This is a genomic window from Marinobacter sp. es.042, from assembly GCF_900188315.1.
In the GTDB taxonomy this organism is placed as follows: domain Bacteria; phylum Pseudomonadota; class Gammaproteobacteria; order Pseudomonadales; family Oleiphilaceae; genus Marinobacter.
Genome location: NZ_LT897781.1, coordinates 1062879 through 1087803, shown reverse-complemented (window position 1 = coordinate 1087803; position 24925 = coordinate 1062879). Strand labels below are relative to the sequence as shown.

Here is a 24925-nt window from a genome sequence, read left to right as displayed (position 1 = left end):
TCTTGCCAGTGTTCTTGCCGAGAATCAGCTGCGACGACGGGCCATGAACGCGAGCTTCTGCAACAGGTGAACATCCTGCTCGTTCTTCACCAGAGCACCATAAAGAGGCGGCAGCGCCGAACTGGAATCCTTTTCCTGCAACATTTTTGCAGACAGCTCATCAGCCATCAGCAGCTTCAGCCAATCAATCAGCTCCGAGGTGGACGGTTTCTTCTTCAGGCCAGGTACCTTGCGCACATCGAAGAAAACTTCCAGGGCATCACGAACGATTTCCTGCTGAAGGCCCGGGAAATGCACGTCCACGATATTCTGCATGGTGTCATGGTCGGGGAAACTGATGTAGTGGAAGAAGCACCGGCGCAGGAAGGCATCCGGCAGTTCTTTTTCGTTGTTACTGGTGATCACCACGATCGGGCGTTTCTTTGCCTTAACCAACTTCTGAGTCTCATAGACAAAGAACTCCATCCGGTCGAGTTCCAGCAAAAGGTCGTTGGGGAATTCGATATCCGCTTTGTCGATTTCATCAATCAGTAACACAACCTGCTCGTCAGCCTCAAAGGCCTCCCAGAGCTTGCCCTTTACGATGTAGTTGCTGATGTCCTTGACCTTTTCATCACCCAACTGGGAGTCCCGCAGACGGGAAACCGCATCGTACTCGTACAGCCCCTGCTGAGCCTTGGTGGTGGACTTGATGTGCCAGGGAATCAGCCTCATCCCAAGGGCGGCGGCCATTTCCTCGGCCAGCAGGGTTTTCCCGGTGCCCGGCTCGCCCTTGATCAACAGCGGGCGCTGAAGCGCAATCGCTGCGTTGACGGCCATTTGCAGGTCATCGGTGGCTACGTACTTCTCGGTACCGGTAAACTTCATGGTCTGGTTCCTGTTGGTTACTTTTTCTGGTATTTCTGATCAGGTTTTTTCTTCGAATCGTCTTCGGGCAATCCGGACTCGTCCTGATCATAATCGGGTAAATCGTCGAATTCGGACAGATCGAAATCTTCAAGCCCGAACTCCTCCTCATCATCACCTTCCGGCCCATCAGCGTCGGAAGGATCGGCAACATCCTCCAGCTCCGGAATATCCTCATCCAACTCGGGAGGCTCGTCCTCCACCGGGGTATCCGCTACCGGGATTTCCTCTTCCAGTTCGTCGGTCGGCTCAACTTCTGGTTCCGTAAGCGCTGCATCTTCCGACTTCAGAGCGGCCTCATGTTCATCAATGACGGCCTCCAGCTCAGACATATCGTCTTCAAATGCCTCCTCGGTTACCTCAGGGATTTCCTCGGCTTCGACATCCTCTTCCGGCTCTGAGACTGCCTCCGGCTCGGGTTCTGGTTCGGGCTCGTCCTGCAGATCCTCAAGTGTTTCCCGCTCTGCTGCTGCTTTCTCTTGCGCCTGCTGATCCTGTTTACGCTTACGGATGGCAAACCAGACCAGGCCGCCAAGAATGAGCAGCCCGCCGCCGGCTGCGCCGACCATCCACAAAGGCACGGCAAAAGCAGGTTCCGCTGCTTCCGGCTCCTCAGGGGCCGATTCAGGCTCCTGGACCGCTGGCGCCTCTGGCTCCTCCACCTCGCTTACGTCGATGGGTGATGTAATCGCCGGTTCCGGCCCGGATTGCTCCGGCTCAGACACCGGCGGCACCGGTTCAGACTGCTCAGGAGCGAGTGCCGGTTCTGTCACCTCCGGCTCCGGCGATTCAGCCGGCTGATCAACGGGCTTAGCCCCTTCAGGCATCGTAAACCCGACGGTGGCGCTGAACTTGCGGCTGAAGGTCTGGCCATCGGCCACCACATCAAAACTGTAGAGGCCCGCGGCTGGCAAACGACTGACCGTATCCCGGTAGGTGCCGTCTTCCGGCGGCAGCTCTCCCGACAATACCTTGGTTCCACTTCTGCCATCCTCGGAGGTGATACTGAGGCTGACCTCAATCACACCCAGAAAATCGGGATTAGTGATTTTCTCCCCTTCTTCGAAAAAGCCGACCCGGAGCTTGAGGGGCTCCTGCAATGTGAATGAAGGAGGTAGAGGATTGACCACCATTCTCAGATCGCTAACGACCGTAACCCGGCTGCCCTCTCCGAGCTCGCCATCAATGCGCCACTGTCCTGCCAACGGCTCATCGACCGTAATAAGGTCGTAACCGGCTTCCCTGGCCCAGCGGACGTTGTCGGGAAACTCCGAAAGATTAACGACCTGATCGTCCGGGCGCACGAGGGCAAGCTCCCGGGTGGCAGAGGTTTCAGACTCGCCCCAGAAAATCAGGGCAGTAAACTCACGAACGCCCTCGTCCACGGTAAAGCCATTGCCCTCAATGGGAATCTGCTCCTGTGGAACCGCGGTATTCAATGCCTGAAGAAACGCCAGGTTCAGCGCATCTGCTGTATCCGCCACCTGGAAACGACCGCCGGAGTCTGTCGCCAACGCTTTCAGAAAGTCGGTATCGGCGGCCTCAGAGAGAGCCACGGGATGAAAGGTAGCACCCCTTTCGATGAGATCAGCGACAATCGTATCCAGAATACGAGCTTCCTCTGCGGTATTCTTTGCAGGATCGTCGGAGATATCGACCTTGCCGTCGGTCAGCAGTATGAAGTGGGTCCGGCTCAGATCGCCGTCCGTGAAATAATCATCGCTGGCTGTCTCGATAGCCGCGCCAAGGTTTGTTCGGAGTGCGACCGAGTTAATCTGAGCCGAGCGCTCAATGGCCATTTCCCGCCATGCGTTGGTCACCTCACGGTGCGGCACCAGCATGTTGACATACTGCCCGAAGGTCCAGACACCCGCCGAGGCCCCCTCTGGCAAAAGCCGGGCCAGCAAACGCACGGCGGGCTGACGCAGGTTTTCCGGATCGGTGTCTTTCATGGAGCCCGAGATGTCGACTATGATCCGGACGTCAGACTGCTCCGGCAATTGAACATCGTCGCTCTCCTGGGCATTCAGCCCGACTGGCAGACTGAGCACGAAACAAAGTGCAACCAGCCCAAACCATCTCGATGTCATCTCTCTCAAGGCATCCATCCTTATCTTTTTTTCTTTTTCGCGCTATTTACGAACAAGACGATAGCGAACCAGATCCAACACCCAGACCAGCAGCATGACCAAGCCGGCGAGCCCCAGGTTAAACAGGGCCCGACCTGAAGCGTCGGCGTCGCCAAGAATCATTTCATAGCCGCCGAACAGCCAGGCCGGAATCCACCAACTGGCCAGATCAGGTGATTCAACCGGCGTGAGCAGCAAAGCCACCAGGGCGGCGAGAATCAGGGTCCGCACTCCATAAAAAGGTAGAAAACGGATCAGGCTCTTCATCATGTAAAAGAACACGACAAAGGCTATAGCGTAAGCGGCCCAGAAAATCCCGTAGGCCATTTGTGCATCGGTATCAATCATTACAGGATCCAGTGAATGATATGTTCTTCCCAGTCTTCTTCCGGCACGCGGTCTTCTGAAATCACCTTGTGACGGATCGAAACGCCGGCCTCGTGCACCGAATCCGGATCCCCGCTTCGCAAGGGATGCCAATCGGCCAGCGGCCGGTCTTCAGCCAGGGTCCGGTAGGCGCAGGTGTACGGCAACCAATGGTAGTCGTTGACGGTACCGGGTGTCAGTACCGTGCAGCCCGGCACCTTCTTAAGCCGCTCTTCGTAAACGGTGCACTGGCAGGTTTCTTCGTCCATATAACGACACACCAGATCGGTGTGGTAGACCTCTCCGGTATCTTCATCTTCCAGTTTATTCAGGCAACATTTTCCGCAACCGTCGCAAAGAGACTCCCATTCCTCAGGCGTCATCTCATGCAGGCGCTTGCGTTGCCAGAACGGCACCTGGGCAATCATGGATTGCGCTGATCCAGTTTGCGCTTGAAGTCCACCACGTAACCTTCCTGCTCTTCCGGCATTTGCAGAAAAAAGTCCTTCTCGCCAATGGCGTCCAGAACCTGCTTTCCGGTAGTTCTCGCAAGCTTGCGGTCGGGTGTCAGAACCAGATCCATGGAATGAACCGGCTGACCGAAAATGCCCCGGAGGCTCTCGGGAAGCTCCTCCCACTTCTGTCCGCGCCGAACAAAAAGGTAGGTGTCATTCTTTTTGCTGCTCCGGAAAACAGAGACAAATTCCCGCTCTTTCATGACTTCAACAATTCCTCGATATCAGCGCGAACCGGAGCAAGAATCTGCGCCCGCCAGCCCTGGAAAAAATCGTGTTGCGCCAGGTTCGGTTGCTGTACAACCTTTTCCAAACGCTTTCTCGGTGCCAGCAACTCCATTGGAATATCAGCATGTTCGGCCGCATTCCTGAAAAGACGCTTTAACTGTTTAAAGAATCCCTGCTGATCCCGAGACAACGGTGGCGCAATCCTCTCAAGGGACGAATTATCCGCGGTCGATCCCCGGCTAACAAGTTCAATCAGGCTATCGCCGTACCGACGAACTGCGCCGGATGGTACTCCCTGAATGTTGGAAAGTTCCTTCAGAGACGCTGGCAGTCTTTCCGCGATCGCAATCAACAGTGCATCCGCCAGCACACGGTTCCTTGGCCGGTCCCGACGCTGGCATTCCAGCTCACGCCAGCGGACCAGTTCCTTGAGAACACCCTGTTGCTGAGCCGAGAGGGTCCATCCGGCCCGCAGTTTCAGGTAATGGTTATCGGGATCCTCCTGCCCTGCCAGTTCATTGGCAAAGCGCGCCGATTCCTCAACCAGAGCCGCTTCCAGACCGCGATCGCGAAGTAATGAACTGACCCACTGATACATCGGCTCCAGAAAACGGATATCGTCAATCGCGTAGCGTTGCTGAGCATCGCTCAGCGGTCTCGCCAGCCAGTCAGAGCGAGTGGCGGACTTATCCAGAGTCTCACCGAACAGGGTTTCCACCAGCCTCGCGTAACCCAGGGAGAACCCTGCGCCGGCCATCGCGGCCCCGATTTGAAGATCAATGACACCGGCAGGTTGAAGATTCAGCCACTGGCGAAACAGTTCCAGATCTTCGCTCATGGCGTAAAGAAGCTTTGGAGTATCCGGGTCCGCCAGGACTTCCCGGAATCGTCTGGACTGCTCGGCAACGGAAGGGTCCACCAGGCAAAACTCGCCGTCGAGGCCCAACTGAACCAACCCCGGAATCGGGTAAAAGGTGTTTACCCGCTCAAATTCGGTGTCCAGCGCCAGAGGCTTGCCCGGTGCCCGATCCAGCCATTTGTCCAGTGCTTGCGGTTCCCGGATCCAGTCAATACTGGTCGGAGCCGGGGGAACGTCAACTGCCATAGCGGCCTGGGCGGAAATATCCATAAACGTGCCTGGTAGGTTTATTCGGTCAGATTCAATCGGACAGTGGTTTGCGACCGCGGAATGCGTGAGTCAGGGTAAAGCCATCGACGTAACCGAGCTCTCCACCCACCGGTATGCCATGGGCCAGACGGGTTATCAGGATGCCCTGGCCATCAAGGCGATCGGCGATGTAGTGAGCCGTAGCCTCACCCTCCACGGTCGGGTTGGTCGCCAGAATCAGCTCAATCACGCCTTCGTCGCGGATCCGCTTCAGCAGACGCTCAATGCCGATTTCCTCCGGTCCAACGCCATCAATCGGTGAGAGATGCCCCATCAGGACGAAATAGCCGCCGCGATAGTCACCCGCCTGCTCAATGGCCAGAAGATCTGAAGGGCTTTCCACTACGCACAGGGTACCCGTGCGCCGCTGGGGATTTTCACAGATCCCGCAGATCTCGGTATCGGCAAAGTTCTGGCAGCTTTCACACCGCCGGACGCCGCTCATGGCCTGGCTCAGCGCCTCGGAAAGTCGGGTGCCGCCGGAACGACCACGCTCCAGCAGATGGAAAGCCATGCGCTGGGCCGTTTTCTGGCCGACTCCGGGAAGACAACGAAGGGATTCTACAAGCTCATCAACCAGCGGGCTGAACGCCATGAAAGGTCCTCGAACGGCTGCGGGATGGAATTCAGAACGGCATCTTGAAACCGGGCGGCAAGCCCATGCCGGACATCATACCGGACATTTTCTCTTTCTGGTTTTCCTCGACGCGCCGCACGGCATCGTTCACCGCAGCAGCCAGAAGGTCTTCCAGAATATCTTTTTCCTCAGTCATCAGGGAGGAGTCTATGTCCACTTTACGAACGTCGTGACGACCGTTCATGGTGACTTTGACCAGGCCGGCTCCGGCTTCGCCAATCACTTCTGCCTTGGCGATTTCTTCCTGGGCCTTCTGCATCTCTTCCTGCATTTTCTGGGCTTTTTTCATCATGTCGCCCATATTATTCATCATAGCTTATCTCCTGCTTGTCTCAGCCGGCCGGATACTGTCTTCCACTACCCGCGCCTCGAATCGTTCAACAATAGACTTTACGACGGGATCCTTGCGAATGGACGCCTCGGCGGCTTCCTGGCGCGCCTTTCTCTGGCGTTCCTCATAAGCCGCAGGGGTGTCTGGCCCGGGATTGCCCTGCTCTGTGCGTAACTGAATGGAGTCGCCAAAGCGGTTTCTCAAGGCAGCCAGAATCTTTTCCTCGTGCCTGCTGTTCAACAGCCGGGCGTGCCCCTCATCAATGGCCAGGGTAATCACATCGCCATCGCGGGACATGGCGCCGTGACTGGCAAGATTACCGGGCATGCCCACAATGCCAAGACTTCGAAAATCCCGGTGCCACACGAATTCGCCCTCAGGCTCGGGCGCCTGCTCAACTGCTGGTTCCATCGCTGGATCGGGCTCCACAAATGCGGGTTCCGGAGCCGGGGCCGGCTGTTCAACTGGCTCCGCGGCAACTACAGGTGCTGGCTCTTCGGTAACTGGAGCTTCGTCGCTTAAAGGATAGCTTTCCTCATACTCTCCAGCCGCCTCGGCCTGTGCATCCAGACTGGCCAGCCAGGACGCATCCTCATCCGCAACGGGCGGAGCGGCCGGGATCTCGGGTTCAGGCTCAGGTGTGGATTCGGGTTCCGGCTGTTTTTGCTCTACCTGTGGGGTCGGCGCCGGGTCGGGCTCATCCCGTGGCTCGGAGGCATCAGACTGACCACCGGAGCTTATGGCCGGCGGCTCTCGACGGTCAGCACCTGGGCGGAAGGCAAGCATCCGGAGCAGGGTCATTTCGAACCCCATCCGGGCATCCGGCGTGATGGTAAGGTCTTTCCTCCCGATCAGCGCAGACTGGTAAAAAAGCTGGGCATCCTCGGCACTCAGCTTGCGAGCCAGAGCCTGAACCTGCTCGGCATCACCCAGGGCGTTATCGGCACTGCCCGGAACCACCTGTTCCATGGTCACCCGGTGAAAGAGCGATAGCAGATCGGCGAGGATCACACTGTAATCCGGTGCAAAGTCCGAAATCCGGCTGATTTCCGCCAGCAAGGCCGGGCCGTCGCCTTCAACGAGTGCATTCACAATGCGCTCAATATCCCGCTGATCAATGGTCCCCAGCATATTACTGACATCACTGGCGGACAGCTTCTGGTTGCCAAAGGCGATGGCCTGATCGGTCAGGCTCAGGGCATCGCGCATACTGCCGTCCGCAGCCCGGGCCAGGAGCCACAGGGCCGGTTCCTCAAATGGAATTTCCTCGGCACCCAGTACATGACGCAGGTGGCCTGCGATGTGCTCCGGCGTCATGCGTTTGAGATTAAACTGCAGGCACCGGGAGAGCACTGTGACCGGCAGTTTCTGGGGATCGGTCGTTGCCAGCAGGAACTTGACGTGTTCCGGCGGTTCTTCAAGGGTCTTCAGGAAAGCGTTGAACGATTGGTTCGTCAGCATGTGCACCTCGTCAATGAGGTACACCTTGTAGCGGCCACGCGTGGGCGCATACTGGACGTTATCCGTCAGCTCACGCATATCATCAACGCCGGTCCGGGACGCGGCGTCAATTTCAATCAGATCCACAAATCGGCCTTCCTGAATCTCCTGGCAGCTCGAGCATTCACCACAGGGGTTCGGGGTTACGCCGGTTTCGCAGTTGAGGCAGCGTGCAAGCAGACGCCCAATAGTGGTCTTGCCTACCCCACGGGTCCCCGTGAACAGATAAGCATGATGAAGACGCTGGCTTTCCAGGGCGTGAATTAACGCCTGGAGCACGTGTTCCTGACCCACCATATCCTCGAAAGTGCGTGGGCGCCATTTACGGGCAAGTACCTGGTAGCTCATGTTCCGCCAACTGCAGTGAAAAACGGGTTTAACCTTAGCACGGACAAAGATCTATAAGAAGCAGACTTGATCCCGGAAGCGCACGCACAAGTGCCGCACATAAGTTCATGGCTATCAAGGATAATCAGAAGAAAAAACAGGAGAGGAGAAAATACTGGGGGTGACTCCATCAGCGACACCCCGGCACACAATTCCACCGCTGCGGCTGCTCCCTTCCGGGCCTGACCGGGTTCACGGTTTCATGTTGCGGAGGCACCAATGGAGCCACCATAACGGCGTTTCAGGACAATTCCCTGAAAGCGGCGCGCATATTAGCAAAAGGGTTTGCACACTACAATGACAAATCAGCACGCCCGTCAGCATCATCCTTGTAAAGGCAGCGGCACTTCATCCTGGCGGAACCAGCAGGCCAGACTGTAGCGAGTGCGGTTTGCCGGTAACACCTCGTGAGGAATTTCCTCGCTCATGAACAAGGCCATTCGTCCTGCCTCGGGCAACACGGTTCCGCACACTTCCTGATCATTGTCTCGGTTGAAAACCTGAAGGGCGCCACCGTCGGCTGCCTGCCAATCTTCATTCAGATAAAGCACCAGACTCACCACCCGGGATGCCCTGCCCTTAAAGCTGTCCAGATGCTGTTTATAGAAATCACCTGAATGGTAGGTAGCATAATGAGTCTCGAATCGCTTCAGCCCCAGAAACAGCCTTTGATTCAGACCCTGTCGAATGGACTCGAAAAACTCGAACAGCGCGGCCTGAGGAGCTGTAATGCCTTGCAGCCAGGCAATCTTGTCGCGCCGCACCGACCGGTCTCGCACCAGATCACTCCCGCGCCCGATGCCGGCTTTTTTCATGGCATCGGTACGATCCAGAATCTGCACTTCCTGTTTCAGCGCCGCCAACAAGTTGGCGCCCAGCCGCGCCCTCACATCCAGCGACATCCAGCCGTGCTCGCTCAGCCCCAAAGCCAGTTCATCCAGCCAGTCCTCAGACACCGGCGCCTGTTGGTCCGGCGAGAGATGCATCGGCTGCACATCACTGCCCGCCACCGCATCCTGGGCGCTGTGCAAAGGTGTGATAAGGGGATCATTGATCGGAATGATTACCGGCGTTTCCATCGGCAGACCTCGTACTGAATTTGAACGTATTTTAGGCGCAATTCTCGCCGCAGCGGCAGTTTTAATTTACTCTCTGTGTAGGGAAATACACTTAACCGGTTTCACTCAGTAGCTAACCATGTCAGAAAGCAGTAACAGGCCACCGCTCTCACTTTCGCCGGGCCAGTGGTCCTTCACGCGCTGGAAAACGATCGGGCAACTGGAAGCTCTTGAGGTCCACCATCCTTTGTTCCAGGCCACCGTGTTTATTCAGGGCGCTCATCTGGCAAGCTTCAAACCTCAGAACGAATCTGACTGGCTCTGGATGAGCGCAGCGGCCCGGTACGAACCCGGTCGAGCCATCCGCGGTGGCATTCCCGTGTGCTGGCCCTGGTTTGGCGACCCGGCCCGCAACGCGCCGGAAGTGCGGAAACGCATCCAGACCGACCAAGCCCACGGGTTTGCCCGTACCGCGCTCTGGAAACTGGAGGATGTCCGGGAGAACGCCCACGAGGTAGAGATCAGCCTGTCCCTGGATGCCAATGAAGATTTCAGTGATGTCTGGGCCGGCCATGCGCTCGCCCTGCTCACCTTCAGTTTCTCCATCCGCGGATGCCAACTGGCTTTGACAACCACGAACCTGGGTAACGATCCGCTGGCCTTTACCCAGGCGCTCCATACTTATTTGCCGACCAGCGACATAACCCGCACTCGAGTGCTGGGCCTCGGAAACAGCCAGTACATCGACACCCTGGATAACTGGGAATACCACAACCAGGAAGGCCCTGTGTATTTCGACGGCGAAACCGACCGCATCTACGAGAGCGGCGAACCCCTTACGGTTGTGACACCCCGAATTGGCCGCAAGCTCTCAGCCGTAGGCAGTGACTCAACGGTGGTCTGGAACCCCGGCCCAGCCAAGGCGGCCAAGCTATCGGATTTTCCCGAGTCGGCCTGGCAGTCCATGCTGTGCGTCGAAACCGCCAATGCAGCCAGCGATTATCGGGTGCTTAATAACGGGCAAAGCCACACATTAGGCGTATTCATTGGAAGGAAATCATGAGCCTGGCATCGTTTCTGAAATCCCGACTCGTTCCCGCGGAACTGGATCAACATATCAACCGCATCCGCAAACCCATCGGGAGCCTGGGCTACGACCCATGGGGCTATAACAACGAAGCCATGAAGTACGGGCTTTCGCTCACCAAACAGATTTACGAAAAGTACTTCCGGGTACAAGCGCACGGGGTGGAAAACATTCCCGCCGAGGGACCGGTGCTCATTATTGCCAATCACAGCGGCCAGCTTCCTATCGACGGCCTGCTGATTGGCTATGCCCTTGCCTCCCGGGAAAAAGATGCCCGCATTCCAAGGGCCATGATTGAACGCTTTTTTCCAACCGTGCCCTGGCTGGGCAATTTACTGAATGAAGTTGGCGCCGTACTTGGAGACCCGGTCAACTGCGCCAAGATGCTCGCGAATAACGAAGCCGTGATTGTTTTCCCCGAAGGCATTCGAGGTTCGGGCAAGCTATACCACGACCGCTACCAGCTCAAACGGTTTGGCAACGGATTCATGCACCTGGCCATGAAATACAAGGCGCCGATCGTGCCCGTTGGCGTGGTGGGTTGCGAGGAAACCATCCCGGCCATCGCCAACATAAAGCCCCTGGCAAAAGCCCTGGGCATTCCCTACGCCCCGGTGGCCATGCCCGTGGTTCTGCCGGCAAAGGTACACCTGAACTTCGGAGCCCCGATGTACTTCGACGACCTGGAAATTCCCGAAGAAAAGGTCACCGAACGCGTAGAGAAGGTCAAGGCGGAAATCAGCCGGTTGATCGACAAGGGACTGAGCGAAAGGAAAAGGCTTTTCTGATGAGCGAACAACGCAGACCGCACATTCTGATCACCGGTGCCGCCGGCGCCCTCGCCCAGAAAGTTATCGAACAGCTCCGAGATACCTGCGACCTGGTCGCCGTGGATTTCCGCGAACAGGTCTACCTGGGCGACGATATCCCCAGCTACTGCATCGATTTCAACAAGAGGGTGTTCGAGGATCTGTTCCGGCGCTATGAGTTTGATGGCGTGATCCACATGGGCCGGATTATGTCCAGCCAGCTCACCCGCATGCGGCGCTACAACGCCAACGTGCTCGGCACCCAGAAGCTTCTGGACCTGAGCCACAAGTACGGCATCAAACGAGTGGTCGTGCTTTCAACGTTCCATGTCTACGGAGCGGTGGCCTACAACCCAGCGCTTATCGACGAAGCGGCACCGCTCAAGAGCGCCGGGCTCAGCGCCGACCTGATTGACTCCGTGGAACTGGAGAACCTGGCCAACATCTATTTGTGGCGCTACCCGGAACTGAACATCACTATTCTGCGACCCTGCAATATCGTCGGGCCGGGCGTGCGCAACACCATCAGCACCCTGCTGGGCAGCGAACGGGCTCCGGTGCTGGCGGGCTTTTCACCCATGATGCAGTTTATCCATATCGATGACATGGCCGACGCCATTGTGCTGGCGTATAAAAAACCGACACGTGGCGTATTCAACGTCGCGCCGCAGGACTGGGTGGCCTACCAGCACGCACTAAAGCTCTGTGGCTGCAAGCGAATCCAGGTGCCTTCCATTCCGCCGATGGTTCCGAAGATGATACTCGGCACCTTGAAACTGAAGAGCTTTCCGTCCTATCTGATGGCGTTCTTCAAGTATCCGGTGGTGATTGATGGGCGGGCGTTCGTTAATGAGTTCGGATTTGAGCCGAAGCGGCCACTGAAGGAGATTTTCCGGTTTTATCGGGAGAATAAGAGACCGGTTTAGCAGTTCCGAACAGCTCATCGCGCCGGCCTGTCGATTGTGTCATGTTTCTTTACACCCAAAATCAGCGACCCCAAAAAATCAATTATTAAACAGACAGTTGAAAACATGGAATGCTCCATGCATGTCATCTTCCCGACATTACATTACAAGTTTAGGAAGGGAAGACCATGTTTAAAATTAAGAGTTTGGGAGCTGCGATTGGCCTCGCCACGCTGATACTTTCTCCCGTAGCGTCGGCCAACCTTCTGACGAACGGAAGTTTCGAGGATTCGCCCAAGTTGACACAGGCAGGCGGAGGCTGGGGTTTCTTCGATCCGAACCTGGTGCCTGGCTGGGATAGCGACGACAATAATATTGAAATCTGGCAATCTGGCTTCAATCGTGTCCAAGCCGCCGATGGGAACCAATTTGCAGAGCTTAATGCTCATCCTGAGACAGGCATCGCGTTTACTCTGTTCCAGGATATCGTTACTACGATCGGCGAGAGCTACGACCTGAGCTTTGCCTACAGGGCCAGGAGCGGTCAGGAGTCCTTCAGCGTCTCTGCAGCCGATCTTGATGAGCAGGTTCTCAACAGCAACACTGGCGAGTGGACAATCTACTCTGGCATGTTCACGGCAACAGATGAGCTGACCCGGTTGATGTTCACCTCTGTTGATCCAGAAACTGAAACTCTTGGTAATTTCATCGACAATGTATCCGTCGTTGCCAAGGTACCAGAGCCTGGAACACTGGCTCTGCTCGGCCTTGGTTTGGCCGGATTGGGTCTTTCCCGCAGACGCCGAAGCTGATCACTCAGGCTTCAACAAAAAGGCCAGCGGTCAAATGCCGCTGGCCTTTCCATGTCGGGCTTACATAGACTTATAAACACAGCTATTCTCTGCTGACGGTTTTCTCATTTCGAGGCTATAGCAGATGTTCAGTAACATGGACGTACTCAGCTACTCACTGGCTGCGATTACGTTCGGACTACTTGGCGTATTAATAGCAACGCGGTATCTACGACGCGGAGTAGATCGTGCACTTGCGCTGGCAGCCGCTGTGACGTCCGTTTGGGCACTGACCCTCGTCAGTCAGAGTGTCTGGGGGCACCCCGGGTTCAACCTTCGCTACCTTGTCGAACTCGTTCGGGACGCAAGCTGGATCTATCTGCTTTTCGTTCTTCTCAAAGATGGTCTCAGGGAAAAACAGCTCACCGGCAATCTGAAAAAAATACTCGGCGCATGTGCCGGTACCCTCCTGTTCGTCTTGCTGGGCATTGGGCTCATAGAGCATACAACCGACCTTGATATAGCCACCGGGAAAGTAAAGCTGTTAGGGCAGATCGGATTATCTTTGATCGGGCTGTCCCTGGTCGAGCAAATCTGGCGTAACTCACCCAGCTTCGGTCGCTCCAGTATCAAGTATATCTGCATCGGCATCGCAACTATTTTTAGTTTCGATTTTTTTATGTACGCCGATGCCCTGCTTTTCGGGCATATTGCAGACTCTTTCTGGAACGCCCGCGGATTCGTCAATGCTTTGTTGACGCCGTTGTTCGCTGTCAACGTTATTAACACGCGAAAACAGCCGGTTGACTTTCAACTATCCCGCTCGGCTGTCTTTTATGCCGGAACGCTCGTATTCGCTGGTGGCTACCTGCTATTTCTGGCATTGGGCGGCTACTATGTTCGTGCGCTGGGCGGGGAATGGGGCAATGCCCTCCAGGTCCTGTTTTTCACCATTTCGCTCGTTTTCCTAGTGACGCTCCTCCTCTCCCGGCGCATCCGCTCCAAGCTTATGGTTCTGATTAGCCAGAATTTCTTTGATTATAAATACGATTACCGGGAAGAATGGCTAAAAATAACGCAGGAACTGGCTGACCTCAGCGACGATCCTCCGCTCCCTCAAAGGGTAATCCGGATCCTGGCAGGATTGGTTGAAAGTAATGCCGGCGCGATCTGGCTGGTCGGTGAAAAGGATGCTTACATCCTCAAGGCTGCGGTGAATCTGTCAACGCCCAAGTACACCATGATCGACAGCAATTCAGAGCTGGTCAGATTCTTCCGTGAGCGCGAATGGATCGTTGACCTCCATGAGTACCACGCTGACCCTGTCAGCTACGATTTGCTGGAAATTCCGGACGCCATCACTAAAACACCCGATGGCTGGCTGATCATTCCTCTATATCTCGGCAATGAACTTTATGGTTTGGCGCTTTTGGGCAACCCCTATGCCCGCGTCGAGCTGAACTGGGAAAACTTTGACCTGATCAAGGTCGTCGCCCGGCAGACCTGCAACCTCCTGGCGCAGGCTGATGCGCAGAACCGTTTGTCGCGTGCTATGCAATTCGAAGCTGTTAGCAAAGCCTCTGCGTTTCTCGTTCACGACCTGAAGACGGTCATCGCCCAGCTGTCTCTTTTGGTAAAGAACGCACCCAAACATCGCAATAATCCGGAATTCATCGATGACATGATAAACACCACCGATCATGCGGTGCGTAAAATGTCGAACCTTGTTGACCACATCCGCAAGCCCTCCAGTGAAGACGACGCCATACTGGGGCCGATCAATCTTACCCAACTGGTCAAGGAACTGGTCATACATCACCAGCACAGAGCGCCCGCACCTCATCTGGAGGGGTCTCCGCCCGACGCCATGATCAAGGCCGATGTGGAACAGCTACGCAGCGTTTTAGGCCATCTTATCCAGAATGCACAGGACGCAACGCCGCCAGACGGGGAGATCGTGCTGACGCTGAAAATCGCAAAAGGAAATGTCGCACTCTTTATTCAGGATACCGGCTGCGGAATGACCGAGGAATTTATCAGCGCCCAGCTGTTCAAGCCATTCGAGAGCACAAAAGGCCTTACAGGAATGGGCATTGGCGCTTATCAGGCCAGGGAATATATCCAGAGACTGGCAGGCAGTATCGATGTGACAAGCGAGCCCGGAATCGGCTCCTGTTTTTCAGTCAGAATACCGCTGGCAAGTGATAATCTCGCGGTAATCGCCAATCAACCTTTGACGCCGGTTACCGAGGCGGACGCACCTCAAGAAAATGCCAATTAACCGTCGCGAGGGGCAATCTTCCAAAAGCACCATTGCAAAGTGCCAATGTTCAGTTAAGAATCACGGTTAGGAACCATATCTATAAAAAAGGATTTACTGCTGTCGTGACTAGAAGACTCTTGATTGTAGAGGACGACCCGGGCCTGCAGAGCCAGATGCGCTGGTGTTTCAGTGACGACCTTGAGGTGTCCGTTGCGTCTGACCGCGAGCAGGCGCTGACAGCGCTCAGAAGAGTTGAGCCCGACGTCATCACACTGGACCTTGGGCTGCCGCCCGATCCCGGCGGTGCATCTGAAGGGTTCAGCCTGCTTGAGGAAATTCTCCGCCTTTCCCCAATGACCAAAGTAATTGTGGTAACCGGTCGCGAAGACAAGGAAAACGCGGTCAAGGCCATTGGCATGGGGGCATCAGATTTCTACCAGAAGCCGCTTGATGCCGACATTTTAACATTCGTTGTAAATCGGGCTTTCCGACTGGCGGAACTGGAAAGGGAAAACCTTGAGCTGAGCCGCCGAGGAAACGGCACGAGCGTCAGAGGAATAGTCGCCGCGAGCCCTCAGATGCTGGCCGTCTGCCGCACCCTGGAAAAGGTCGCACCAACAGATGTCACCACGCTTATCACGGGCGAAACTGGGACTGGTAAAGAACTGCTTGCACGAGGAATTCACGAACTCAGTCAGCGGGCATGCAAGCCTTTCGCTGCCATCAACTGCGCAGCGATTCCGGAGAATTTGCTGGAAAGCGAACTCTTTGGTTTCGAGAAAGGCTCCTTCACCGGAGCTACCCAGGCCAAGAAAGGAAAAATCGAAAGTGCCAATGGCGGAACACTCTTCCTTGATGAGATCGGGGACATGCCGATGGCACTACAGGCCAAATTGTTGCGTTTTCTGCAAGAGCGGGTTGTTGACAGGGTCGGTTCGGTCGAGCCAGTACCCGTAGACGTCCGGGTTGTTTGCGCTACACACAGGAACGTGAAAGATCTGATCGATAATGGGTCATTTCGGGAAGACCTCTATTATCGAATCAGCGAAATTACCCTGGACGTGCCCGCCGTTCGCAATCGCGAAGGCGATGCTCTGGTTATAGCTCAATCACTACTGAAGACTTTGGGCAAACAGATGGACCGACCCAATCTTGCTTTTTCTGAAGATGCCATCGGTGCAATCACAAGCTACCCCTGGCCCGGCAACGTCAGAGAAATGATCAACAAAGTAAAACGCGCCACGATCATGGCCGAAGGGAAGCGCATAACGGCAAGCGATCTGGAACTCCCTGGAGAAACAGCCAGCGAAAGCGAGCACCTGAATCTCAGGCATGTCAGGGAGAAGGCAGAGCGCCAGGCAATCGTGCAGGCACTAAGAACCTGTAGCTTCAATATGGCCAGGGCTTCCCGGCTCCTGGGCATCACTCGCCCCACTCTTTACAACCTGACCGATAAATACAACATAGAAACGTCTGCCGAACACTCAAGTCTTTGAGGTAGAACACAGGAACTCTCTGGATTTTATAAAAAAGGAATAGACCATGAAGTCCACTTCGTTTGTAGGTGCCACCATCCTCTCCGTTGCCCTCGTCTTCGGTTTGGCTGGTTGCAGCGAAGAGAATGAGATGAGTCAGGAAGACATCCAGTATCTGAGCCATATTGATCAATCCCGGTTTTTCCAACGCCAGGGCGAGCTCAAAGCCAGCACTCTGGAGGCACGAAGTGCGATCGAGCTCAAACCGCAAGAAACCGAGCCTTATTTCCTTATCCTCGATAATCTCCTTCAAGCTGGAGATGCCTTCAATGCGGAACGCCAACTAGACCAGGTCATGGATAAGCTCGGATCAGGCGACGTGGATGCAAAGGTCAAGAACCGGGCCCTGCTGATCCGCGCGGAAGCAAATTTGCTGCAGGGTGAATTTGAAGACGCACTCTCCGCAATGAGTGAGTTCTCAAGTTCTGATCGGCCAATGGAAACGAAAGCCGCGCTGCTCAGGGGCAAGACGCATCTTGCTGCCAACCAACTTGATGCAGCAGAAAGGGCTTTCAGTAACGCACAGAACATTGACCCCACGGATGTTGAATCCCTGGTTGGCCTGTCAAAAACTGCGTTCGCCAAAGGCGATGTTGCCAAAGCCCAATCCCTGATTGGCGAAGCCGAAAACCTCGATGCGGAAAACACCGAACTGTGGCTTTGGAAAGCACAGCTGGCCGACACCAATGAAGAATGGCAGAAGGCGGAAGACGCCTACATTCGCGCTCTCGAGGACATTGGCCAATACGATGTAATGACCCAGCGCAAATACGCCACGATATCCTCCCTCATCCGTGTTCTACGAGCTCAAGGCAAGCAATCGGAAGCGTATGTGTACGAGGAGATCCTGGCCAAGTCTGGTCCGGGCACAATCAAGAGCAATCTGATTGCCGCCCAGGACGCCCTTGACCAAGGCGATCTCGACGAGGCCTCCCGATATCTGGAAGAGGTACTCAACCAGGCACCGAACCATGAGCAAACAGCGCTTATGCTTGGCCTGGTGCGATTCAGGCAAGGTCGCGTCGATGAGGCAGAAGCCCTGTTGACACCAATCGCAGAAGCCGGAAGGTCGGAAACCGCCAGCAAACTCCTTGCCGCAACCAGACTCCAGCAGCGAAATCCCGCAGGTGCGCAGGAGATTCTGGACAAGCTGGAGAACAGGGACTCCGACCCCAACACCCTGGCAATGGTGGCTATCGCAGCGCTTACAAACGGTGATTTCGAGTCCGGAGAGGAGCTGATGGAACAGGCTCTGGCCGGCAATCCCGAGAATCACGATCTCAGATTACGTTACGCTGCCTATCTGGTTCAGCGAGGGCAATATCAAAAAGCGATAAAACAAGCCAGCTATCTGCGCGAGAATGCTCCCCAGATTGAGCAGGCAAGAAGCATCATCATTCAGTCACAAGTCCAGTCGGGGCAGCTGGACGCTGCCATAGAGACGGCAGATCTCTGGGTAGCGGAGCTCCCGGAAAGTGGTGCCGCACTAATCACCCGAGGCAATCTTGCTGCACAAGAGCAAAATCTCCAGGCCGCGCGCGATTACTTTTCCCGAGCAAAATCTGTGGAACCCGAATCCCCTGCAGCTTCTATAGCCTTGGGAAAACTCGCAGCAGAACAGGATCAACTCAAGCAAGCCCGGGAGCATTTCCGGGAGGCCGTACGCATTTCCCCCGACAATCGTCTGGCGCTCCAGGGCCTGGCAGCGAGCCAACCTCGTGAGGAAACAGACCAATTCATGCGCGAGATTCTCGAGAGCCAGCCCGAGGCAACGGGACCTCGTCTATTACTTCTCGAGTCAGCTCTGAGAAATGGTGATCAGAAAGAAGCAGACGAATTGACTGCGGCGCTGCTGGAACGAAAAGAACAGAATACGCCATCACCGGCTTCCTCTCTTGTAGCAAGCATCTACAACAACATTCCCATGGCATTGCGGTCAGCAGGACAATCTGAAAGAGCCTCCGAGATTCTGGAGCGAGCTCGCGTTCTGTTTCCTGCCAATGAAGATATTGCACTTCAGGCCGCCAGAGAGGCTTTTTCAGAAGCCAGAGACAACGACGCCCGAAAGATTCTTCAGGAGGTAAAGCAGCAGCACCCTGATTCCGCCAAACCCTATGCGACGGAGGCCGCCTACTTCGAGAATCAGGAGAACTATCAGCAAGCAGTTGAACTTTATCGACTGGCACTGGAGAAGGAATCCTCGCCGGAATTGGCAAATAGCTATGCCCGAAATCTACAGAATGCCGGGCAGCCAGCAGAGGCACTCACATTTCTGCAATCTGCCACTGAGAGTTATGCCGGAAATGACCAGCTGCTATTCACCAAAGCTCTTATCCAGCAGAGTCAGGGGGACGACAGCGCCGCCCGGACGAGCTATGAAAAACTGCTTGAGTCGAACCCCGAAAATGTCGTTGTTCTGAACAACCTTGCCTGGATCTATCATGAGGATGGAGATAGCAGAGCCATCGAGCTTGCCCGCCGTGCCTATGAGCTAAACCCAGACAATGGCGCCATCGCCGATACCTACGGTTGGATTCAACTCAAATCCGGTAACACCAGCGAGAGTATTCCGCTGTTGGAAAAAGCGCACAAACTTGAGCCGGAATCTGAGGAGATCGCCCTGCACCTCGCAGAAGCTTACCGAGCCGCTGGAAAGAATGCGGATGCGAAGAGAGTGCTCGAAAAGTTCGGTGACCAGGGATAAAAATTCGGGTATGAACTACGCTTCGAGCTTTTACCGACAGCACCTTTGGCTACTGTCGATACCGCTTTTTGCAGTCGGTTTGTGGGCTGAGTGGAGGGACTTCTTCTACCTCTGGTCCGATTCCATTATCTACACACACGGCTTCCTGGTTCTCGCCGGCTCCTGTTACCTCCTGTTCCTCAGGAGGAAGACCCTTGCCAACCTAAAGATCAGCGGGTCGCCACTGGGTCTTTTTTTCCTGGCTGGCGCAAGCATTGTCTTAATGCTCTCACAGGCTGCTGACATCCGTGTATTCCGATTGTTACTCGTCCCCGTCATGATTGTGTTCTGGGGCTGGTCAGTCTGGGGAAAGGGCTTCCTCAGGACTGCTGGCGGCCCAATTATGCTACTGATTTTTGCGGTACCCATATGGGATGATCTATCACCGATCCTTCAGCACATAACAGTTTTCTTTAACAATCTGCTTCTGCAAGGAGTTGGCATACAAGCCAAGATTCAGGAGTTTTACATTATCCTGGATGTAGGAACATTTCTGGTAGAGGACGGTTGCAGTGGTGTTCGCTACCTCATGGTTGCCCTGTTCCTGGGTGCCTTTTATGGCCAACTGTATTACCAAAAATATGTCTCGACCTTTTTTCTTGTTGTTATCGCTGGCGCTCTATCGATGCTCTCCAACTGGGTTCGGGTATTCGGCATCATTGCAGCCGGCCATTACACAGAGATGGAGACGTCACTAGTCGAAGATCATGAGCTTTTTGGGTGGGTTGTTTTTCTGATCTTTACATTGGTTCCCTTGTTCTTCATTTCCGGGCGAATCGAGCCTCACGCAAACAGCAATAGCCCACAAGCATCGACATATACTTCGACAGATCAGCCGAAACGCCCCTCCCTCTTCTGGCCGACCATTGCATCAGTCTTACTGATTTGGCCGGCCATCTTGCCGCTGGCCCTGCAAGCAGAAACCGAAAGGGTTGCCCAAGAGTGGAACCCCTCTCTGTTCCGGGCAGTACCCGGCTGGAGTGGTCCTCTGCAACACGCTAATATCTGGACTCCGAAATACACCAGGCCCGACATCAACCTCGGCGGTGTCTACGTAAACCCAGAGCTTCAGCAAGTCCAGCTGCAGATCATCGGATATCGCATCCAAACCCAAAACAAGGAATTGATTTTCTATGGCAATTCCCTATTCAACCGCAAAGAATGGCAATTAGTATCAGAGCAGAAAAGGCTATTGGAAAACGGCTACCTGCAAAATCTTTCAACGGTGAACGAGACTATTATTCAGCGTCGTGAGAACAACGAACAGGTCATCATCTGGTCCTGGTATGAGGTTGGGGATACGCTTACAGATTCTCGGATGGAAGCAAAGCTAACGGGAGCTCTTAACAAAATTAAAGGCGACAGTAGAGGTGCCCTCTGGGCGCTGGCGGGCAGATGTAACAGCGAACAAATTGCCGACTGCGACGACCAAAGAGGTGCATTTACGGCATTTCTTGAGCAGGCCGATCGATAGCTCAGTCAGACGGTGGACTGGTTCAAAAGGCTAAAATCATTTATGAGGGTTTCCCTTACTCTCTCATCCCGGCGTTGCTGGTCTGAGAGGTACTGCTCTATAACCCCGCCTTCGATCCCGCGCCATGTCGCCCGCTTTGCCTTTACATCAAAATCCTTGTAGAGATACAGGCGCCCTTTTCTTTCCAGACGTACTGAATTGCAGTTCCCTTGCTCTATGTCCTGGATCGCACGGATCATCATTTTTACACCAAGCCTCACCACCTTTTCATAGAGCCGGTTAGGATTATCACCCTGCTCAATGACCGGGCGACCCTGATAAACGACGTCACCATCATCCACACCCTCTGCAACGAAGTGAACAGTTGCACCAATGCATTCCGGCTCCCCGTTGTGCACCGCCCAGTCTGTGGTATATAAACCTCGATAAAATTGAGAGAGACCGCCATGTAAATTCAGGACGCCGTGCGTCGGCACCTGAAGCAGGTCTCGTTTTAGTAATGAAGCGCCACAAACGGCGATAACATCTGGTTCTCTATCCCGAATCCAGCTCACGTACTCCGGGCTATTAATCGCGTTGACTCCACTGGTATGCAGAATCTCAATGCCTTCGAAAGTTTCGAGCGCGAGCCCCTCCTGCCCGAAATCCAATGAATTGGAAGGGTCATTGTAGGGCTGATACGGTTCTATAAGTTTCCTGTCCAGTACCTCAAAGACCTTCTTGAAAAAAAGCCCTGGCCTTGAAATATATTTGCGAGCCCTGCTAACCAGCGGTGAGCTATCCCTCTTTGGTGTCTGGTTTTCGACCACAATTCCCACGACAGTAAGAGACTTCGCCAGCTGATTCGCAAAAAAAATATCGGACTTGTCACCACTGACGATAACCAGTGTTCGCATTCGCTTTTTCTCCATGCTTCAAACAGCCTTTGCAGTCTTTCCCTGTTTCCGAATGGACTTTTTCACCAGCGGTATCAGACGGTACTCCAGAAAGTACAAACATCTTAATCGGAGACTGCCTCCAAAACATTCGACATTGCAGTATTCCTCATATTCGGACGTCCAATTACTCAGATACCAGTAATCATCCGCACAGGTGTAATACTGCTTGGCTGCACCCGAATCGAAAAGATATTTAAGAGCCGAATACTCCAGAAGGGAGCCAGGAGAAAAGGCTTTATACGAATCGTCGTAATCGGCCCGAATTGGATAAACAATACCGTCGTATCGCAGATGAAGCTCGAACGCTATTGCTCGATCGCCATCACGAGCAATCCATGCGCTCACCACGCCCTCTTTCCCCAATAACTCAATCAGATTCAGGAGAAAAACTCGGCTACCGTGATGAGACTTCAAATCATTGCCAATTGATGCCTTCCAGCTCTTTGCTGAAACATCAATCAGTTCCTCAACAATCGCCTGATCAGGCGCACTAATCTGCTCCAGAGTAATCGAAAACCCCGGTTGCTTCCGAAACCGGTTCATTTTGTGTCTCAGGCTTTTCTTTAGCGCACGAGGCCGCGTATTGAAAAACGTCTCCCATGGCTGATCAATTTCTATGACCGGCGTTTTCAGGCTGGGCTTCAGCCCTATGCGGCGAGCGCCGAACGTATTTCTCGATTCAGGCCCATCAATGAGAAATTGGAGGAGAGCGCCATTCCGGTGGAGTTTGAAAAACTGTCCAAGTTCGTGGTCGCCTAGACTGGTAAGCCTACGATAAGCCTGCCCTCGTTCTTCGCCGACCAGGTCGGGATGAACGATAACGTCCGAAAATGGCGTGTGCCCGTTAACCGCGAGTTTGAGAACTGTCACTGGTATACCCCGGTATCGTTCCCGAACCCGGCATAGAGGAGCAAAACCTACCAGAGCACCCTCCAGATAGGCGCACCTGAACTCCATTTGCATGTTTAGGGAAAAGGCTCGACACCAGGCGAGCAACCATTCATGAGTCAACGGCAGAGGAATGCTGTCCAGACTGGACAGGAGGCTATCCCATTGTGGTTTTATCTGGTTGAACTCGTCCTCAGTCCTCAGAACTCTTAATTCCACAATGATAGAGATTCCCGATCATTTACAGGTGTCAGGCTGCAGACAACTTGTGCTTAATCTTGCGAAGTTTGTCCAGGACATCGATTGCGCGGCGTTTTAGCCAAAAATCGAGCAAGGGCTGATGCAACCAATCACGAACACTGTTCTGAAGCCAGAAGTAGTTCACCGATACATTCCGTCCCTCGGCCTCAATAAAATGCCACGTGCCTGCGGGAATAAAAAGCGCCTGCCCTTCTTCCAGCCAGCCCGTAATTCCATGCGCCTGGCCGAGTTTTGGAAAGCGTTTCACATCCGGGTTCTGACAGTCTATTTTGCTGTCAACGACACGGTTTTCGAGCAATGCCCTGATACTGAATGGGCTGTATGGATACATACAGTCGCTCTGATCGGGCGGGAAAAGTACGAATCGTTTTCGGCCCTCCAACATCATGAGCAGACTATGGGTCTCATCGTAATGCAAGAGGGATTTATTCTTGCCAGGCCCAATATACAAGTTGGAGACCCGGAAGGCAGACTCAGGAATGAACGACGGCAAGGTAACAGAAAGGCCAGCTGGCAAATCGTCAGAAACCCCTTGCCCCCGAAGGGGTTCCAGAGCATAGCCGTTACCCGTGGTATTCATTACCTCATCAAAATCCTCCATGGGAATACGCTCGAACCCGAGATAATGATAAATACCATCCTCGGACTGTCTTTGGATGCGTATGGATTTCAGAGAACTCTTGAAATAGCTGTAGTTCAAGCCTTCGGTAAACGGCAAAGCTTCCCTTACTCCGCTCAGTAAAAGGGGCTGACGACGCCGAATAAAACGGATCAGTCCATCTTTATCTGTGGGAAACGGGATCGTTTCAATCTGGTCCGGCCCGGCCAGGTCAAATAAACTCATCGTGGCATTCCTTTTCTACGATTATTGGCATAGCTGCCAACTCCCCTCCCGCGAGAACTCGTATCCTATGCGTGATCCTTTCAACACGATATGCCATGGCCAATGAAGCTGCAAGCACTACTCATTGCAGGTCTCAACAGGTTTCTGACCTGCGTAAAAATAAATCAGGCTTGATTCATCTGAGCAGTTAGAACGTCGAAGCGGGGCTGGGCTTTCTTCAACTCTCCAGCCTCCACCACAGCGCTAAAAATAACGTAGCCGAATATTCGAATACTAAAATAGCTAAACATTGGCCGAAATCCTGCCTTCCTGAGGGCTGTTCTGGAAGCGTCGTTTTTGCTGTCTACGGCGACTAACGCTGTGGTGCCGCTAACGTGGGCGGCCAAAATAGCTTTAAGCAAGCTCTGGAAGTGCCCGTGTCCACGGAAGGCAGGAGCTGTGGCGCAGTCCCAGACATAAATAGCCTGATCCGGGACCGTTAACTCAATGTTGTGGAGCACACCAACACGCGCCCCGCCCCCGGCCACCCAGCCATAGGATACAGGCGTGTTATCAATCACCAGTTCGTAGAGTTCGTTGCCCTGTTCAACCCTCTTCTCGAAGGCCGATTGAGAGAGAGGGAAGCCGGCCCTTACCCCGCCAACCTTGCTGACTGGCGGTGCCAACTTGCCATCGCAAGATTCCCCTTTCCGCGCTCCACAAACAGCCTGAGCCATCAGAATTCCGGACTTCGCCTCAATAGTACGGCGTGACAAACGCACCAGTGGTTTCAATAAGCGCTTCAAGTTTTCCAATTAATGGCCTCCACTCCCTGAAACCCGATTCAATTTGCTTTTCCAAGCCTTCGAAAGACTGCTATATTTTTAATAGCGAATGGAAGCAAAAGAAGAAAATCCGACGGCTTTAATACCTTAAGGTTATCAAAAAACCGCCTCACAGTTTCGTTGAGGTTCATAGGTATCAGTATAGAACAGGATGTTTTGTCATGACCGAAAGCATTAGCGCGCAAACCCTCCCCCCACTTTTAATTGAAGTTTCTCAGAAATGCCGCGATAACGCCGCCATAAAATACCTCAGTAGTCATACTTCGAAGAAACCACACATTCAGGAATATTCAGATGGTTCAGGCCACTTATCCTGTCTGGGCCTAAGTAAGTCTGAC

22 protein-coding genes and 1 other RNA gene are annotated in these 24925 nt (G+C 54.2%); 8 read left to right on the top strand and 15 right to left on the bottom strand.

Going from position 1 to position 24925, the window contains the following annotated elements; translation table 11 throughout:
• Positions 1-24: 24 nt before the first annotated feature.
• From CFB02_RS05180 to CFB02_RS05130, 11 genes are all read right to left on the bottom strand, one after another.
• Positions 25-867, bottom strand: coding sequence for an AAA family ATPase (locus CFB02_RS05180; protein WP_088557155.1), 843 nt, complete (start codon positions 865-867; stop codon positions 25-27).
• Between the two features lie 17 nt (positions 868-884).
• On the bottom strand, positions 885-2996 hold the full coding sequence (locus CFB02_RS05175) for a VWA domain-containing protein (RefSeq protein WP_227519372.1): 2112 nt from the start codon (positions 2994-2996) through the stop codon (positions 885-887).
• 42 nt (positions 2997-3038) lie between these two features.
• Entirely contained in the window at positions 3039-3383 is a 345-nt protein-coding gene (locus tag CFB02_RS05170) for a hypothetical protein (RefSeq protein WP_088557153.1), read from the bottom strand.
• Complete coding sequence (locus CFB02_RS05165) at positions 3383-3829, bottom strand: YcgN family cysteine cluster protein (protein ID WP_088557152.1); 447 nt, start codon at positions 3827-3829, stop codon at positions 3383-3385. Before CFB02_RS05165 ends, CFB02_RS05170 begins: the two co-directional genes overlap by 1 nt.
• Entirely contained in the window at positions 3826-4119 is a 294-nt protein-coding gene (locus CFB02_RS05160; protein ID WP_088557151.1) for a YcgL domain-containing protein, read from the bottom strand. The genes CFB02_RS05165 and CFB02_RS05160 overlap by 4 nt, the downstream gene beginning before the upstream one ends.
• Positions 4116-5273, bottom strand: coding sequence for a ribonuclease D (locus CFB02_RS05155; RefSeq protein ID WP_088557150.1), 1158 nt, complete (start codon positions 5271-5273; stop codon positions 4116-4118). Before CFB02_RS05155 ends, CFB02_RS05160 begins: the two co-directional genes overlap by 4 nt.
• 31 nt (positions 5274-5304) lie before the next feature.
• The gene (gene recR / locus CFB02_RS05150) at positions 5305-5907 is read right to left on the bottom strand and encodes a recombination mediator RecR (RefSeq protein ID WP_088557149.1); all 603 of its coding nucleotides are present in this window, start codon (positions 5905-5907) and stop codon (positions 5305-5307) included.
• 31 nt (positions 5908-5938) lie between these two features.
• Positions 5939-6262, bottom strand: a complete 324-nt coding sequence (locus CFB02_RS05145; RefSeq protein WP_088557148.1) for a YbaB/EbfC family nucleoid-associated protein — start codon at positions 6260-6262, stop codon at positions 5939-5941.
• Positions 6263-6265: 3 nt separating this feature from the next.
• Positions 6266-8128: a DNA polymerase III subunit gamma/tau gene (gene dnaX, locus CFB02_RS05140; protein ID WP_088557147.1), complete on the bottom strand. Its 1863-nt coding sequence runs from the start codon at positions 8126-8128 to the stop codon at positions 6266-6268.
• 164 nt (positions 8129-8292) lie between these two features.
• Positions 8293-8389: signal recognition particle sRNA small type (gene ffs / locus CFB02_RS05135), an RNA gene on the bottom strand.
• Between the two features lie 101 nt (positions 8390-8490).
• Positions 8491-9246: a 2OG-Fe(II) oxygenase gene (locus CFB02_RS05130; RefSeq protein WP_088557146.1), complete on the bottom strand. Its 756-nt coding sequence runs from the start codon at positions 9244-9246 to the stop codon at positions 8491-8493.
• A 118-nt stretch (positions 9247-9364) separates the two neighbouring features.
• Here CFB02_RS05130 and CFB02_RS05125 point away from each other — a divergent pair, with 118 nt between their 5' ends.
• The 8 genes from CFB02_RS05125 (at position 9365) to xrtA (ending at position 20832) form a co-directional block, all read left to right on the top strand.
• Positions 9365-10288 carry a D-hexose-6-phosphate mutarotase gene (locus CFB02_RS05125; protein WP_088557145.1) on the top strand — a complete coding sequence of 308 codons (924 nt, stop codon included), beginning with the start codon at positions 9365-9367 and terminating at the stop codon, positions 10286-10288.
• Positions 10285-11100: a lysophospholipid acyltransferase family protein gene (locus CFB02_RS05120; RefSeq protein WP_008171856.1), complete on the top strand. Its 816-nt coding sequence runs from the start codon at positions 10285-10287 to the stop codon at positions 11098-11100. The genes CFB02_RS05125 and CFB02_RS05120 overlap by 4 nt, the downstream gene beginning before the upstream one ends.
• On the top strand, positions 11100-12047 hold the full coding sequence (locus CFB02_RS05115; RefSeq protein WP_014577243.1) for an SDR family oxidoreductase: 948 nt from the start codon (positions 11100-11102) through the stop codon (positions 12045-12047). Before CFB02_RS05120 ends, CFB02_RS05115 begins: the two co-directional genes overlap by 1 nt.
• Before the next feature lie 167 nt (positions 12048-12214).
• Positions 12215-12838 (top strand): DUF642 domain-containing protein, encoded by a 624-nt coding sequence (locus tag CFB02_RS05110; protein WP_088557144.1) that lies wholly within the window; start codon positions 12215-12217, stop codon positions 12836-12838.
• A gap of 124 nt (positions 12839-12962) precedes the next feature.
• The gene (prsK, locus tag CFB02_RS05105) at positions 12963-15098 is read left to right on the top strand and encodes an XrtA/PEP-CTERM system histidine kinase PrsK (RefSeq protein WP_088557143.1); all 2136 of its coding nucleotides are present in this window, start codon (positions 12963-12965) and stop codon (positions 15096-15098) included.
• Between the two features lie 104 nt (positions 15099-15202).
• On the top strand, positions 15203-16576 hold the full coding sequence (gene prsR / locus CFB02_RS05100; protein ID WP_088557142.1) for a PEP-CTERM-box response regulator transcription factor: 1374 nt from the start codon (positions 15203-15205) through the stop codon (positions 16574-16576).
• A gap of 46 nt (positions 16577-16622) precedes the next feature.
• Complete coding sequence (locus CFB02_RS05095; protein WP_088557141.1) at positions 16623-19319, top strand: tetratricopeptide repeat protein; 2697 nt, start codon at positions 16623-16625, stop codon at positions 19317-19319.
• A 10-nt stretch (positions 19320-19329) separates the two neighbouring features.
• Positions 19330-20832, top strand: a complete 1503-nt coding sequence (xrtA, locus tag CFB02_RS05090) for an exosortase A (RefSeq protein ID WP_172835801.1) — start codon at positions 19330-19332, stop codon at positions 20830-20832.
• A 5-nt stretch (positions 20833-20837) separates the two neighbouring features.
• Here xrtA and CFB02_RS05085 read toward each other — a convergent pair whose 3' ends face one another.
• The 4 genes from CFB02_RS05085 to CFB02_RS05070 form a co-directional block, all read right to left on the bottom strand.
• A complete protein-coding gene (locus tag CFB02_RS05085) occupies positions 20838-21728 on the bottom strand; it encodes a formyl transferase (RefSeq protein ID WP_088557139.1) in 891 nt (296 codons plus the stop codon).
• Between the two features lie 18 nt (positions 21729-21746).
• Positions 21747-22640 carry a GNAT family N-acetyltransferase gene (locus CFB02_RS05080; RefSeq protein ID WP_157677792.1) on the bottom strand — a complete coding sequence of 298 codons (894 nt, stop codon included), beginning with the start codon at positions 22638-22640 and terminating at the stop codon, positions 21747-21749.
• A gap of 268 nt (positions 22641-22908) precedes the next feature.
• Positions 22909-23763: a cupin-like domain-containing protein gene (locus tag CFB02_RS05075; protein ID WP_088557137.1), complete on the bottom strand. Its 855-nt coding sequence runs from the start codon at positions 23761-23763 to the stop codon at positions 22909-22911.
• Positions 23764-23927: 164 nt separating this feature from the next.
• Positions 23928-24557 carry a GNAT family N-acetyltransferase gene (locus CFB02_RS05070; protein WP_157677791.1) on the bottom strand — a complete coding sequence of 210 codons (630 nt, stop codon included), beginning with the start codon at positions 24555-24557 and terminating at the stop codon, positions 23928-23930.
• Positions 24558-24925: the final 368 nt, after the last annotated feature.

Excerpts from the sequence above, each read along its gene's own strand:
- CFB02_RS05180 (WP_088557155.1), bottom strand. The coding sequence starts at position 867 with ATGAAGTTTACCGGTACCGAGAAGTACGTAGCCACCGATGACCTGCAA.
- CFB02_RS05175 (WP_227519372.1), bottom strand. The coding sequence starts at position 2,996 with ATGACATCGAGATGGTTTGGGCTGGTTGCACTTTGTTTCGTGCTCAGT.
- CFB02_RS05170 (WP_088557153.1), bottom strand. The coding sequence starts at position 3,383 with ATGATTGATACCGATGCACAAATGGCCTACGGGATTTTCTGGGCCGCT.
- CFB02_RS05165 (WP_088557152.1), bottom strand. The coding sequence starts at position 3,829 with ATGATTGCCCAGGTGCCGTTCTGGCAACGCAAGCGCCTGCATGAGATG.
- CFB02_RS05160 (WP_088557151.1), bottom strand. The coding sequence starts at position 4,119 with ATGAAAGAGCGGGAATTTGTCTCTGTTTTCCGGAGCAGCAAAAAGAAT.
- CFB02_RS05155 (WP_088557150.1), bottom strand. The coding sequence starts at position 5,273 with ATGGATATTTCCGCCCAGGCCGCTATGGCAGTTGACGTTCCCCCGGCT.
- recR (WP_088557149.1), bottom strand. The coding sequence starts at position 5,907 with ATGGCGTTCAGCCCGCTGGTTGATGAGCTTGTAGAATCCCTTCGTTGT.
- CFB02_RS05145 (WP_088557148.1), bottom strand. The coding sequence starts at position 6,262 with ATGATGAATAATATGGGCGACATGATGAAAAAAGCCCAGAAAATGCAG.
- dnaX (WP_088557147.1), bottom strand. The coding sequence starts at position 8,128 with ATGAGCTACCAGGTACTTGCCCGTAAATGGCGCCCACGCACTTTCGAG.
- CFB02_RS05130 (WP_088557146.1), bottom strand. The coding sequence starts at position 9,246 with ATGGAAACGCCGGTAATCATTCCGATCAATGATCCCCTTATCACACCT.
- CFB02_RS05125 (WP_088557145.1), top strand. The coding sequence starts at position 9,365 with ATGTCAGAAAGCAGTAACAGGCCACCGCTCTCACTTTCGCCGGGCCAG.
- CFB02_RS05120 (WP_008171856.1), top strand. The coding sequence starts at position 10,285 with ATGAGCCTGGCATCGTTTCTGAAATCCCGACTCGTTCCCGCGGAACTG.
- CFB02_RS05115 (WP_014577243.1), top strand. The coding sequence starts at position 11,100 with ATGAGCGAACAACGCAGACCGCACATTCTGATCACCGGTGCCGCCGGC.
- CFB02_RS05110 (WP_088557144.1), top strand. The coding sequence starts at position 12,215 with ATGTTTAAAATTAAGAGTTTGGGAGCTGCGATTGGCCTCGCCACGCTG.
- prsK (WP_088557143.1), top strand. The coding sequence starts at position 12,963 with ATGTTCAGTAACATGGACGTACTCAGCTACTCACTGGCTGCGATTACG.
- CFB02_RS05095 (WP_088557141.1), top strand. The coding sequence starts at position 16,623 with ATGAAGTCCACTTCGTTTGTAGGTGCCACCATCCTCTCCGTTGCCCTC.
- xrtA (WP_172835801.1), top strand. The coding sequence starts at position 19,330 with ATGAACTACGCTTCGAGCTTTTACCGACAGCACCTTTGGCTACTGTCG.
- CFB02_RS05085 (WP_088557139.1), bottom strand. The coding sequence starts at position 21,728 with ATGCGAACACTGGTTATCGTCAGTGGTGACAAGTCCGATATTTTTTTT.
- CFB02_RS05075 (WP_088557137.1), bottom strand. The coding sequence starts at position 23,763 with ATGAGTTTATTTGACCTGGCCGGGCCGGACCAGATTGAAACGATCCCG.